This is a genomic window from Alcaligenes sp. CHO6 (genome assembly GCF_037120595.1).
Taxonomy (GTDB): Bacteria; Pseudomonadota; Gammaproteobacteria; order Burkholderiales; family Burkholderiaceae_B; genus Alcaligenes; species Alcaligenes ammonioxydans.
The window spans coordinates 200,729-213,136 of sequence record NZ_JBANCI010000004.1 but is presented as its reverse complement, the minus strand read 5'-3'; the positions used below and the strand labels follow the sequence as shown (position 1 = coordinate 213,136).

Below are 12,408 nucleotides of genomic sequence, written 5' to 3'. Positions count from 1 at the left end.
AAAAGGAGACAGCATCATGTCGGAAGAACGTTTTGACACCCATCGCGAAAGCGTGATCGGTCGTGCTGATGTTGAGGACACGCCCGAACTGGTGAAGTACTACCAGGATTTGACTCAATTTGAGGCCGGTGCCTTGTGGACCGTGGCCAACAAGATTGAGCCCTGGGAGCCCAAGTCCGAATCCGTGCCGGTGGTGTGGCGCTACCGCGACCTGCGCGACTATGTGTTGCGCTCGGTGGATCTGGTCAGCCCTGAAAAAGCCGGTCGTCGCGTGATTTACCTGAACAACCCCGGTCGCCAGGAAGTGTCGGCGGCGGTGGGTTGGCTGTACTCCGGTTTGCAGGTCATGAAACCGGGTGAAGCGGCTTCCGCACATGCTCACTCCTCCTCGGCCCTGCGTTTTATTATGGAAGGCCGTGGCGCCTACACCATCGTGGACGGGCACAAGATGACGCTGGGTGCCAACGACTTTGTGTTGACCCCCAACGGCTGCTGGCACGAGCACGGCGTGGAAGCCGACGGCCTGCCTTGCATCTGGCAGGACGGTCTGGACATTCCCCTGGTCAATGCGTTGGAAGCCGGTTTTTACGCCGTTCACCCGGATCTGGCCCAGGCCATTACGCATCCCGTCAACGACGCGGTGGGAATCTGGGGTGGCCGTGGTTTGAAGCCCACTTTGCACGACTGGCAAAAACCCTACTCGCCGCTGCTCAAGTACGAGTGGGAGCCGACGTACGAAGCCTTGTCAGCCTACGCCAAGGTAACGGACGGCAGCCCCTTTGATGGCGTCATCATGGACTACATCAACCCGCTGACCGGCGGCCCTGTCATGTCCACCATCGGCGCCAGCATGCAGATGCTGCGCCCCGGTGAGCACACCAAGGCCCACCGTCACACGGGCAGCATCATTTATCAGTGTGCCAAGGGTGAAGGGTATTCCATCATCAATGGCAAACGCTTTGACTGGCGCGAACGCGACATTTTCTGCGTCCCTTCCTGGATGTTCCATGAGCACGTGAATGGTTCCTCGTCGCAAGACGCCTGCCTGTTCTCGTTCCACGACCTGCCTGTGATGCGTGCCCTGAATCTGTACCGCGAAGAAGCGTTGGCAGAGAACGGCGGCCACCAGGTGCTGCTGTAAGACTACTTGTTTAACTTATTTGGACGGCCTGCCAAGGCGGGCCGACCCGATTTATTCAAGCCATCTGCGCAAGATGGCCCAATCTGGAGATAGAAATGCGTCTTGTAACGTACCGTAGTGAAGTTGCTGCCGCTGGCCGCTTGGGCGCCATTGTGGGCGATCTGGTGGTTGACCTGGGTTACCTGGGCGACGCCACAGGCCACATGCTGCCTGACAATATGCTCGATTTCATCGACCTGGGCCCAGCCGCTGTGACTTCCACGGCTCGCTTGCTGGAAACCTACGCCGACGATATGCCTTTTGGCGTGGCACTGCCCTTGGCCAACGTCAAACTGTTGGCTCCTATCCCCCGTCCACGCAAGAACATCTTTGGTATCGGCCTGAACTACGTGGAACACGTAGCCGAATCCAGCCGTACCCTGGACACCTCCAAAGAGCTGCCTAAGCAGCCCGTGATTTTCTCCAAGCCGCCCACCACCGTGATTGGCCCCGGCGATGCCATCGAGCACAACAAGAACATCACGCAGCAAATGGACTGGGAAGTGGAACTGGCCGTGATCATGGGCACCCGTGCCCAGCGCGTGGCCAAGGAAGACGCCCTGAAGTACGTGTTCGGCTACTCCGTCATGATCGACGTGAGCGCTCGCGACTGCCGTCGTGCCGGTCAGTGGATCTACTCCAAAGGCCAGGACACCTACGCGCCATTCGGTCCTGTGATCGTGACGGCCGATGAGCTGACCGATCCTCACAACCTGAACCTGAGCCTGACTCTGAACGGTGTGACCAAGCAAAGCTCCAACACCAAGCACATGCTGTTCAACGTGAATGACCTGATCGCTGACATCAGCGCCGGCATCACGCTGGAACCCGGTGACATCATCGCCACCGGTACACCAGAAGGCGTGGGCGCTGGCCGTGATCCTCAAGAGTGGATGTGGCCTGGCGACGTGGTGCATGCTGTGGTGGAAGGCATCGGCGAATTGCGTCACCCCATCGTGGACGTGACCCCCCAAAACTAAGTAAAGGAGAGCATGATGCTGGAATTGCGTCAGTTCAAGGCCGCCGCCGTTCAGGCAGCGCCTGTGTTCCTGGACACGAATGCGACCATCGAAAAAGTATGTCGTCTGATCAATGAAGCAGCCGACAACGGTGCCGAGCTGATCGCCTTCCCCGAGGTGTTCGTCTCCGGTTACCCCTACTGGAGCTGGGTGATGAACCCGATCGAGGGCAGCCCATGGTTCGAGCGCCTGTGCAAATCGGCCATCGAAGTCCCAGGTCCCGAGATCCAGAAGGTTGCGCAGGTTTGTCGTCAGCGCAAGGTCAATGTGGTGTTGGGTGTGAACGAGCGCAGTCCCGTTGGCATCGGCACTCTCTACAACACGCTGGTCACCATCGGCGCTGACGGTCGCATTTTGGGCCGTCACCGCAAACTGGTGCCCACCTGGGCAGAAAAACTGACCTGGGCTAACGGCGACGCCTCCTCGATGCGTGTGCATGACACCACCATCGGCCCTCTGGGCGCCTTGGCGTGCGGCGAAAACACCAACACGCTGGCTCGTTTCAGCCTGTTGTCGCAAGGCGAGCTGGTCCACGTTGCCAGCTACATCGCCTTGCCCGTGGCACCGAAGGACTACGACATGGCTGAAGCCATTCGCCTGCGTGCTGCTGCACACTGCTTTGAAGGCAAGGTGTTTACGGTGGTGGCCTGCTCGACGGTTTCCGAGGAAATTGTCGAGGCCATGTCCGCCACTCATCCCGAAGCGCGTGATCTGCTGGCTCGTCCCAACAGTGCGTTCTCGGGCATTATTGGCCCCGATGGCCGCGTGCAGGGCGAAGCCCTGATCGACAAGGAAGGCATTGCCTACGCCGACATCGATCTGTCGCGCTGCATCCAGCCGCGTCAAATGCACGACATTACGGGTCATTACAACCGTTTTGACGTGTTTGACCTGCGTGTGAACCGCAAGGCTTTGACGCCTGCCCGCTTTTACGAAGGCGATGCCGCGTCCCAGCCCGACCTGAACCCTGCCGAGTTCTCCGTTCTGGACGACAAGGAAGCGTAAGCAGGTTCAAGACGGTCCCCTTCCTGTGTTGGATCGGGACCGTTTTTGACGGGGCGCTTTGCTCAAGCACCCGGTCAAAAACCGCTGTGGCCTGGCCGCAGTGGTCAAAGATGCACACTGCCCGTTTTTGAAAAAGGGGCAGCGCCAGCCTGGAGGAGTGGGCTGTTTTAACGGCTGCTTCCCTTCCTGCATGGGCAGGACAGGCACTTATAACGATGACATAAGATCCCCGTAGGAGATGAAATGAGCGACAAGAACCCATTGGCAGCCTTTATCCAGGCAATCGACAGCAAACAGGTCCGTTTCGTGGATCTGACCCAGACCCTGTCTCCCAGCTTCCCCGCCTTGCAGCTGCCCCCCCAGTTTGGCCAGACTGCTGGTTTCTCGATTGAGCGCATTAGCCAATACGACGAGAATGGCCCAGGCTGGTACTGGAACAACTTCACCTGTGGCGAACACACCGGTACCCACTTTGACGCGCCCGCTCACTGGATCTCCGGCAAGGATCATCCGGACAACACCGTCGACACCATTCCTGTCGACAACTTTCTGCGTCCCGCCGTTGTGGTGGACGCCTCGGCCGAAGTGGCCCAGAACGAAGACTTCATCCTGACCTCCGAGTTCTTGCAGAACTGGGAAGCCCAGCATGGCCGCATCCCTGAAGGTGCCTGGGTGCTGTTTCGCACCGATTGGTCCAAGCGTGTCAACGATGCCGCCGCGTTTCTGAACATGCGTGAAGACGGCGCTCATACGCCTGGCCCAGCTCAGGAAGCGGTGGAGTGGATGATTCACGAGCGCAAGGTGCACGGCTTTGGCGTTGAAACCATCAATACCGATGCGGGCCAATCCTACGCCTGGCCAGTGGCTTACCCTTGCCACACCCTGATGCACGGCGCCAACCGTTACGGTTTGCAGTGCCTGTGCAACCTGGATCAGTTGCCCCCTCAGGGCGCACTGATCATGTCGGCCCCTCTGAAGATTGAAGGCGGCTCCGGCAGCCCGCTGCGCGTGGTCGCACTGGTAGCTCAGTAAACGCAAAACGGGGAGAAAATGGCAGAATTGTGTACGACACGGTTCTGCTGTTTTCTCACCTAGTGGTTTTCCATTATATTCGGAAGTATATATTTATCCGTAAACTATTCATCAATAAAACAAATTCACGAAAGAATGAATAGAGATCCAGCCGTACAGCCAGTGTCGGTGTCAGGCAGCCGGTTTTAGCGGAGACAGTAGACGAGCCTTACGCAGCCTTTTTGGGCCGTCCCCTTGCCCCCTGCGGCGCTACATGATGCCATGGCTTGGCTGTGTTGGCTGGGTAATTGATGTAGTCATGCTCAATGGTAGGCACACGATGGATACTTTTGAACTCGTCATCCGGGATATCCAGAACGCATCCCCGCTGATTCGCAGTTTTACGCTAGAGCCTGCCCAGGCCGGTTCCCTGCCCGCATTTGCGCCGGGTTCGCACCTGCAGGTACAGATTCCTGATCTGAACGATCACCGCTGCTATTCCCTGATTTCCCTGGACGCTGACATGGCGCAGGGACCCCGCTGCTACCGTCTGGGCGTACGTCTGGAGGACAACAGCTCGGGTGGTTCACGGTACATGCACAGCCTGAAAGTGGGCGATACCTTGCGTGTGGCTGGCCCCAAGAATGATTTCCCTTTGCATGAGGGCGTCGAGGGTGAAACCGAGACCGTGTTGATTGCCGGTGGCATCGGCATCACCCCGATTGCCAGCATGGCCGCGGCCCTGCATCACCAGGGTCGCCCCTATCAGTTGCACTATGCAGGGCGCAGCGTGGAACAGTTGGCTTTCCTGGATGAGCTGAGCGCCTTGTCCGGCCCGGCTCTGCGTCATTACGCGGACGACAGCGAAGGCCGGTTCTGCCTCAATACCCTGCTCGATGGTTTGTCCAAAGATCAGCATATCTACGTTTGCGGTCCCAAAGGCATGATTGATGCCGTGATCGAAGCCTGCAAGCAGCGTGGCTGGCCCAGTGAGCATGTGCATTTTGAGCTGTTCGCGACCGCGGCTGCGCAGGAAGGGGACCAGCCTTTCGAGGTGGAACTGCGCCAGACCGGCGTCACGTTGCAGATCCCCGCCGACAAGACCATTGTTGATGTCATGGAAGAGCAGGGCCTGGACCCCATGATCGATTGCAAGCGCGGCGAATGCGGCGTCTGTACCTGTGATGTGATCGAAGGCGAGGTTGACCACCGCGACTATTTCCTGAGCGATTCGGAAAAAGCCAGCAACAAGGTTATCCAGATCTGTATTTCTCGTGCCAAGACCCCGCGTCTGGTGCTGGATCTATAAAGCCCAACGGCGACGGAGAACATGATGGAAAAGTATCGTGATAATCCCCAGGCCATCCGCGAATTGGTACGCGAGGCCGAGGTCCACAAGGATTTGTACATCAGCCAGGAGCTGTTTGAGCTGGAGATGGAACAGTTGTTCGCCAATACCTGGGTCTACGTTGGCCATGCCAGCCAGGTGCCCAATAAAGGCGACTTCTACACCACGACGGTCGGTACCGAGTCCGTCATTATGGTGCGCCATACAGACGACAGCATCCGTGTGCTGTACAACCGCTGCCCGCATAAAGGCGTGCAAGTGGCCGGTGAAACCTGTGGCAACACGGGCAAATTCTTCCGTTGCCCTTACCATGCCTGGACCTTCAAGACCGATGGCTCCCTGCTGTCCATCCCTTTGAAGAAAGGTTACGAAAATACCGGCTTTGAATGCACCGAAGCCAGCCAGGGCATGGCGGCGGTCAAGAATGTGCGGGTGTACCGCGATTTTGTGTTCTGCCGTCTGGCCGATGAAGGCATTGGCTTTGAAGAGTTCTTTGGCCAGTCCCTGAGCACCATCGACAATATGGTCGATCGCTCCCCCGAAGGCCGCCTGGAAGTGGCCGGTGGCGTGATGCGCTACATGCACCAGTGCAACTGGAAAATGCTGGTCGATAACCAGACCGATACCTGTCACCCCATGGTGGCGCACGAGTCCTCGGCGGGCACCGCCGTAAAAGCCTGGGAAGCGGCCCCTCCAGGTACGCCCAAGCCCATGGCGGTTGAGCTGTTTGCCCCGTTCATGTCGCCGTACGAGTTCTATGAAGGCATGGGTATTCGCGTGTGGGAAAACGGTCACGGCCATACCGGCGTGAGCAACTCCATCCACGCGGATTACTCCGAAATCCCCGGTTACTGGGACCAGATGGTCGAAGCCTACGGTGAAGAGCGTGCCAAAGCCATTTTGGGTGACACGCGTCACAACACCTGTTACTTCCCCAACATCATGGTCAAGGGCCCGATCCAGACCCTGCGTTTGTTCAAGCCCATTGCCGCGGATAAAACCCTGGTGGAGTCCTGGACTTTCCGCCTGGTGGGCGCGCCGGACACACTCCTGGAACGGACCTTGATGTACAACCGCCTGATCAACGCGCCTACTTCGATGGTCGGCCACGACGATCTGGAAATGTATGAACGCGCGCAGCAGGGCTTGCAGTCGCGGGGACGCGACTGGATGAACCTGGCGCGTCTGGTGGAAAACGACGAAGACCAGAAAAAGAACGTGGTGATCAACGGCACCAGCGAAATGCAGATGCGCGCCCAGTTCCGTGCCTGGCTCAAGTTCATGCTGCCCGAGCAGCAGGCTAAACAAGAAGAGGAATAACCATGAGCGAAATCAGCCGTCAGGCCCTTATCGATTTTGTGTATGCGGAAGCCCGCCTGCTCGATGAACAGCATTATGAGCAATGGCTCGATCTGTTTACCGAAGATGGTTACTACTGGATGCCGTTGGCACACGATCAGCAAGACGCCCGATTGCATGCCTCCCTGATGCACGAGGACAAGCTTTTGCTGCGTATTCGTGTTGAGCGTCTGGCTGGCCGTCGCACTTTTTCCCAGCAGCCCAAAAGCCGCAGTCATCACCTGCTCCAGCTACCCACGGTGGAAAGCATGGACGAGGAAAAAGGCGAATACACGGTACGTTGCGCCTTCCATTACACGGAAACGCGCGGCGACAAGCAGGATATCTATGTAGGTTGGAGTACCTACACCCTGGTGCGCCAGGACGACGCGTTGAAAATCCGGCTCAAACGGGTGGATCTGCTCAATTGCGACGCGCCCTTTGGCAATATCCAGTTGTTTATGTGACAGGACAGGAGAATTTTTGATGGCCAACACCACGGTCTACCAGGCTTTTCGAGACACCGCCCAGAAATGGGGCGACAAGCCCTTTGTATGTACCCTGCCTGAGACCGCCCAGATCTACGGTATTGAAGCGGGTGAGCTGACCTACGGTCAGGCGCTGGAACGCATTGACGCCCTGCGCGGGGCTTACGCCGCCGCGGGCTATGGCCACGGCCATCGCGTCGGCATTTTGCTGGAGAATCGCCCCGTATTTTTCCTGCACTGGTTTGCCTTGAACAGCCTGGGCGTGTCGATTGTGCCGATCAATCCGGACCTGCGCGCTGCCGAGCTGGAGTACCTGATTGGCCATTCCGAAATGATCATGGCCATTGCACTGCCCAGCCGTCACCAGGATCTTGTGGAAGCGGCCCAGCGTGCAGGCCAGCCCTTTGCCATCATGGCCGACGGCGATGTGCCGCCCATGGTGGAGCGTGCCGCCGCCCGCTCCTGTGACATTCCCGATGAGCACAGCGAATGTGCCCTGTTGTACACCTCTGGTACGACAGGTCGCCCCAAGGGCTGCATGCTGTCGAACCAGTACTTTCATTATGCCGGTGAGTGGTACCGCGATATTGGTGGTCTGGCCTCGCTGGAGCATGGCAAGGAGCGCATGCTGACCCCGTTGCCCCTGTTTCACATGAACGCCATGGCCTGCTCGACCATGGCCATGGTCAAGACCGGCGGCTGCCTGATCTCCCTGGATCGTTTCCATCCACGCAGCTGGTGGGATTCGGTGCGCGAGTCGGGTGCTACCGTAGTGCATTACCTGGGGGTAATGCCCGCCATTCTGATGAAGGCCGAACCCAGCGAAAAAGACCGTCAACACCACGTGCGCTTTGGTTTTGGCGCCGGTGTGGACCGTGGTCTGCATCCTATTTTTGAAGAACGCTTCGGTTTCCCCTTGCTGGAAGCCTGGGCCATGACGGAAACCGGCGCCGGTGCCAGCATCATCGCCAATCACGAGCCACGCTTTATCGGCACCTCCTGCTTTGGCAAGGAAATGCCGGTGGTGGAAGTGCTGTTGCGCAAGGACGATGGCGAACCGGCCCAAGCCGGTGAAAACGGCGAGCTGCTGGTGCGCTCGGCTGGGGACAACCCACGTTACGGATTTTTCTCCGGCTACTGGAAAGACCCGGCAGCCACCGACGAGGCCTGGGAAGGCGGCTGGTTTCACACCGGCGATATTGTGTGCCGTGACGAGCAAGGCTACCTGCATTTTGTGGACCGCAAAAAGAACGTGATCCGCCGAAGTGGCGAGAACATCGCTGCCGTGGAAGTGGAAAACATCATGCAACAGCATCCGCTGGTGCGCTCCATTGCGGTGGCTGCCGTGCCTGATGCCATTCGTGGCGACGAAGTGATGGCGCTGGTGGTGCCCCACCAACCGATTGAAACCCAGGAGCAGCGTGAACAGGCCGCCCAGGAAATGGTGCGCTGGGGTCTGACCCAACTGGCCTACTTCAAGGTGCCCGGTTACGTCCTGTTTGTGGATGCCCTGCCGCTGACCTCGACCAACAAGATCCAGCGCGGTGAATTGAAAACCGTGGCGCTGGCAGCTTTGGACAACCCGGCCTGCGTGAACACGAATCACCTGAAAAAACGTCAGGAGGCCTGAGCCCATGGCCTTGCCGCAAGCAGCCCGCCAGGGCTATGACGATGTAGTGCTGGTCGTTCCGGTGACCATCCCCTACGAGCGCCATTCCGAGCAAACCGCCCATTGGTGGCTGGGTGCGGCATTGGGCCAGTTGCTGGCCCAATCCGGCCTGCAGAAAGCCGATGTGGACGGCGTGTGCGTGTCCAGCTTCACGCTGGGCAGCGACACCGCCGTGGGCGTGATGCAGCATTTTCAAATGAGCCCACGGTGGCTGGACCATATTCCGATGGGCGGTGCCAGCGGCGTGGTTGCCATGCGTCGTGCGGCGCGTGCCGTGCAATGTGGCGATGCGTCGATCGTGGCGTGCATTGCGGGCGATACCAATCACCGGGAATCGTTTAAGAACACGGTGGCAGGCTTCTCACGTTTCTCGCAGGATGCCGTCTATCCTTACGGTGCCGGTGGCCCCAATGCCAGCTTTGCGCTGCTGACGGACTACTACATGCGTCACTACGGTGCCACGCGTGAAGATTTCGGCAAGCTGTGTGTGGCCCAGCGTGACAATGCGCTGCGCAACCCGCACGCCCTGATGAAAAAGCCGTTGACGCTGGAGCAGTACATGGAGGCGCGCGTCATTGCCGACCCCATTCATCTGTTCGATTGCGTGATGCCTTGCGCGGGTGCCGAAGGCTATCTGGTGATGCGTCGGGAACAGGCTGAAGCACTGGGTCTGTCTTACGTTCGTATCCGCTCCACCATCGAACGTCACAACGCCTTTCCTCAAGACCCTGTTCAGTACCGCGGTGGCTGGGCCATGGACAAGGATGCCTTCTACGAACACGCGGGCCTTAGCCCGGCGGACGTGGACTTTATGGAAACCTACGATGACTACCCCGTCATCAACGTCCTGCAGTTTGAGGACCTGGGTTTTTGCGCCAAGGGCGAAGGTCCGGCATTCATCCGCAAGAACACCTTTACCGTGGATGGCAGCTTCCCCTTTAACACCAGCGGCGGCCAGTTGTCGGTAGGCCAGGCAGGCGCAGCCGGTGGTTATCTGGGGCTGGTTCAGGCCTTGCGCCAATTGACGGGTACCGCGGGTGATATGCAAGTGGCCAATGCCCGCATCGGTCTGGTGTCCGGCTTTGGCATGATCAATTATGACCGTGGCATCTGTACTGCCGCGGCCTTGCTGGAACGGGGGCAGTGATGAGCGATACCCAAATCTTGCCACCGGGCGCACGCAGCGCCACGGCAGTTGGCCTTACCGACGCCGCACGGCGTGGTGAGTTTGCCCTGCAAGTGTGCCCGTCCTGCGGCACGGTGCAGTATCCCGCCCGCGATGTGTGCGGCCATTGTTTGCACACCACGCTGAACTGGCAGGCCGTGCCCGATACGGGCGTGCTGCAGGCCACCACCACCTTGCATCACAGCAACGAGCCCTACTTTCAGGCACGACTGCCCTGGCGTATCGGTACCGTTGCGCTGGATTGCGGCCCGTTCGCCATCGCCCACTTGCCTGAAGGTGGGCAGGCGGACGAGAAAGTGCGCCTGAGTCTGGAACTGGATGCGGGTGGCGTAGCCGTGCTGGTAGCGCGCCCTGCACCCTGAATTTGCCTGGAGACAACAAGATGACACAAGCTCAATACACCGCCATTGTGACGGGCGGCAGCACCGGTATTGGTGAAGACATTTGTCGCAAGATGCTCGATCAGGGTTACACCGTGATCAGCATGGCGCGCAATGTGTTGCCCTGGACGCACGAACGTCTGCACTGCGTGCAGGTGGATCTGCTGGATGCAGCAGCAACCGAGAAGGCGGCAAAAGACATTGCCGAGCGCTTTGATGTGACCCACTTCATTCATAACGCCGGCGTGATCTGGCCGGCCTTGCTCGATGAGGTCAAACTGGAAGATTTGCAGGGTCTGACCCAGATCCACCTGGGTGCTGCTTTGCAGATTACCCAGGCGGTGGTGCCCGGTATGCGCGAGCGCCACTTTGGCCGGATCGTGCTGATGTCCTCGCGCGGCGCGCTGGGTCTGCAAACCCGGACTGCCTATGCAGCGACCAAGGCCGGCATGTTGGGCATGGCTCGCACCTGGGCGCTGGAACTGGCTGACCAGGGCATTACGGTCAACGTGATTGCCCCCGGCCCGATCACCACCAATATGTTTTACGACGTGGTGGAAGCCGGAAGCGAGCGCGAAGCCAAGCTGGCCGCCTCCATTCCGGTCAAACGCCTGGGCCGCGCGGACGATATCAGCCGCGCCACGATGTTCTTTTCAGACCCTGAAAACAGCTTCATCACCGGTCAGACTCTGTATGTCTGCGGTGGTGCCAGTGTGGGCACGTTGATCATCTGACCTGTTTGCGGCTGGGTTGACGATGATCGCGCCCTACGTGCGCGTGAAGCGCAGCCCATTTGCCGGCTTGCCTCTGAAAACCCCCTTGCCGGCTCAAGGGGGTTTTTATTTGGGTGGATTGGATTGGGGTGCAGACCTAGGGCCGCTTGCCTGTTTTTGGTGCCTGGCTCTGCAGTGGCGTTCAGCTGATGGCAAATGTGGGACGTCAGCGCGCGGGTCTGCTTTGTTTTCGGCCCGTCTCAAGCCAATGTTGTCGGGTCCGTGCGCTCGCCCGGCGAGGTTTGAAGGCCGTGTGAAGGGCTGGCTTTTGTCCATGTATCGGCTCAGCCGGACGTCTTGTGACACCAATTCTTGCCATGTGAGATAGAAACCACGAATTCATGATTTTGGATGGAATTAAGGGTTTCTTTCTATTTACCTGGATTTGTTCATCTATAAACTATTTAGAACAGAAATATAACAATGTGACCCTGTTTTACGGGGCGCATGATGACCCAAAAAACAGGCCTTGTCGGGCCAAAATAAGTGGAGCTGTAATGAACGACGATCTGCCAGGAATGGAGCTGGTGCGTTCACGTGGAGTAGTACGGGTTGTTGAGACAATTCTGGATACTGCCTGTGTGGTCATCTTGATCCTGATGACAGGGATCACTACCGTGGACGTGATAGGCCGCTACGTGTTTCACGCCCCTTTACTGGGTGCGTATGAGGCCAGCGAACTGTTGCTGGGGGTGCTGATTTTTTCGGCGTTGCCGCGTGTCACCTGGCACCAGCAACACCTGACCGTCAGTTTGATTGATGCGTGGTTGGGTCCGGCGGCTCGTCGTGTCCAGCAGTTTGTGATCAATCTGATCTCTACCTTCATGCTGGCAGTGCTCACTTTCTATTTGTGGAAGCACGCCACCGAATTGAACGAGTACGGGGATATGAGCAACGCCTTGCAAGTGCCTATTGCCCCCTTTGCCTACATCATCGCCATCATGACCGGCATTGCCACCTTGGCTGCCTTGCTCAAGATTTTTAGCTCTCCACGCCGATAAAGACGGAGTT

Annotated in this window: 12 protein-coding genes; all 12 read left to right on the top strand. The window is 58.4% G+C overall.

Annotation, left to right across the window (positions count from 1 at the left end):
• Nucleotides 1-16 precede the first annotated feature (16 nt).
• The 12 genes from V6936_RS14880 to V6936_RS14825 all read left to right on the top strand — a co-directional run bounded on the left by V6936_RS14880 (nt 17) and on the right by V6936_RS14825 (nt 12,398).
• Nucleotides 17-1,141 carry a cupin domain-containing protein gene (locus V6936_RS14880; protein WP_003800681.1) on the top strand — a complete coding sequence of 375 codons (1,125 nt, stop codon included), beginning with the start codon at nt 17-19 and terminating at the stop codon, nt 1,139-1,141.
• A 95-nt stretch (nt 1,142-1,236) separates the two neighbouring features.
• Nucleotides 1,237-2,160 (top strand): fumarylacetoacetate hydrolase family protein, encoded by a 924-nt coding sequence (locus V6936_RS14875; protein WP_003800679.1) that lies wholly within the window; start codon nt 1,237-1,239, stop codon nt 2,158-2,160.
• Nucleotides 2,161-2,175: 15 nt separating this feature from the next.
• The gene (locus V6936_RS14870) at nt 2,176-3,204 is read left to right on the top strand and encodes a carbon-nitrogen hydrolase family protein (protein ID WP_003800676.1); all 1,029 of its coding nucleotides are present in this window, start codon (nt 2,176-2,178) and stop codon (nt 3,202-3,204) included.
• A 243-nt stretch (nt 3,205-3,447) separates the two neighbouring features.
• Nucleotides 3,448-4,236, top strand: a complete 789-nt coding sequence (locus tag V6936_RS14865; RefSeq protein ID WP_003800674.1) for a cyclase family protein — start codon at nt 3,448-3,450, stop codon at nt 4,234-4,236.
• A gap of 319 nt (nt 4,237-4,555) precedes the next feature.
• Complete coding sequence (locus V6936_RS14860; protein ID WP_059318411.1) at nt 4,556-5,524, top strand: PDR/VanB family oxidoreductase; 969 nt, start codon at nt 4,556-4,558, stop codon at nt 5,522-5,524.
• A 24-nt stretch (nt 5,525-5,548) separates the two neighbouring features.
• Nucleotides 5,549-6,883: an aromatic ring-hydroxylating dioxygenase subunit alpha gene (locus tag V6936_RS14855; protein ID WP_240209156.1), complete on the top strand. Its 1,335-nt coding sequence runs from the start codon at nt 5,549-5,551 to the stop codon at nt 6,881-6,883.
• 2 nt (nt 6,884-6,885) lie between these two features.
• Complete coding sequence (locus V6936_RS14850; RefSeq protein ID WP_003800667.1) at nt 6,886-7,368, top strand: aromatic-ring-hydroxylating dioxygenase subunit beta; 483 nt, start codon at nt 6,886-6,888, stop codon at nt 7,366-7,368.
• A gap of 19 nt (nt 7,369-7,387) precedes the next feature.
• Entirely contained in the window at nt 7,388-9,019 is a 1,632-nt protein-coding gene (locus V6936_RS14845; RefSeq protein ID WP_059318409.1) for an AMP-binding protein, read from the top strand.
• A 4-nt stretch (nt 9,020-9,023) separates the two neighbouring features.
• A complete protein-coding gene (locus V6936_RS14840) occupies nt 9,024-10,205 on the top strand; it encodes a thiolase family protein (RefSeq protein WP_240209157.1) in 1,182 nt (393 codons plus the stop codon).
• Nucleotides 10,205-10,606, top strand: a complete 402-nt coding sequence (locus V6936_RS14835; protein WP_003800661.1) for a Zn-ribbon domain-containing OB-fold protein — start codon at nt 10,205-10,207, stop codon at nt 10,604-10,606. Before V6936_RS14840 ends, V6936_RS14835 begins: the two co-directional genes overlap by 1 nt.
• Nucleotides 10,607-10,626: 20 nt before the next feature.
• Entirely contained in the window at nt 10,627-11,358 is a 732-nt protein-coding gene (locus V6936_RS14830) for an SDR family NAD(P)-dependent oxidoreductase (RefSeq protein ID WP_003800659.1), read from the top strand.
• A 536-nt stretch (nt 11,359-11,894) separates the two neighbouring features.
• Entirely contained in the window at nt 11,895-12,398 is a 504-nt protein-coding gene (locus V6936_RS14825) for a TRAP transporter small permease (protein ID WP_003800657.1), read from the top strand.
• Nucleotides 12,399-12,408: the final 10 nt, after the last annotated feature.

Bases quoted from the DNA above. Each gene is read 5' to 3' on its own strand.
- V6936_RS14875 (WP_003800679.1), top strand. From the start codon at position 1,237: ATGCGTCTTGTAACGTACCGTAGTGAAGTTGCTGCCGCTGGCCGCTTG.
- V6936_RS14830 (WP_003800659.1), top strand. From the start codon at position 10,627: ATGACACAAGCTCAATACACCGCCATTGTGACGGGCGGCAGCACCGGT.
- V6936_RS14865 (WP_003800674.1), top strand. From the start codon at position 3,448: ATGAGCGACAAGAACCCATTGGCAGCCTTTATCCAGGCAATCGACAGC.
- V6936_RS14855 (WP_240209156.1), top strand. From the start codon at position 5,549: ATGGAAAAGTATCGTGATAATCCCCAGGCCATCCGCGAATTGGTACGC.
- V6936_RS14860 (WP_059318411.1), top strand. From the start codon at position 4,556: ATGGATACTTTTGAACTCGTCATCCGGGATATCCAGAACGCATCCCCG.
- V6936_RS14850 (WP_003800667.1), top strand. From the start codon at position 6,886: ATGAGCGAAATCAGCCGTCAGGCCCTTATCGATTTTGTGTATGCGGAA.
- V6936_RS14880 (WP_003800681.1), top strand. From the start codon at position 17: ATGTCGGAAGAACGTTTTGACACCCATCGCGAAAGCGTGATCGGTCGT.
- V6936_RS14825 (WP_003800657.1), top strand. From the start codon at position 11,895: ATGAACGACGATCTGCCAGGAATGGAGCTGGTGCGTTCACGTGGAGTA.
- V6936_RS14840 (WP_240209157.1), top strand. From the start codon at position 9,024: ATGGCCTTGCCGCAAGCAGCCCGCCAGGGCTATGACGATGTAGTGCTG.
- V6936_RS14845 (WP_059318409.1), top strand. From the start codon at position 7,388: ATGGCCAACACCACGGTCTACCAGGCTTTTCGAGACACCGCCCAGAAA.
- V6936_RS14835 (WP_003800661.1), top strand. From the start codon at position 10,205: ATGAGCGATACCCAAATCTTGCCACCGGGCGCACGCAGCGCCACGGCA.
- V6936_RS14870 (WP_003800676.1), top strand. From the start codon at position 2,176: ATGCTGGAATTGCGTCAGTTCAAGGCCGCCGCCGTTCAGGCAGCGCCT.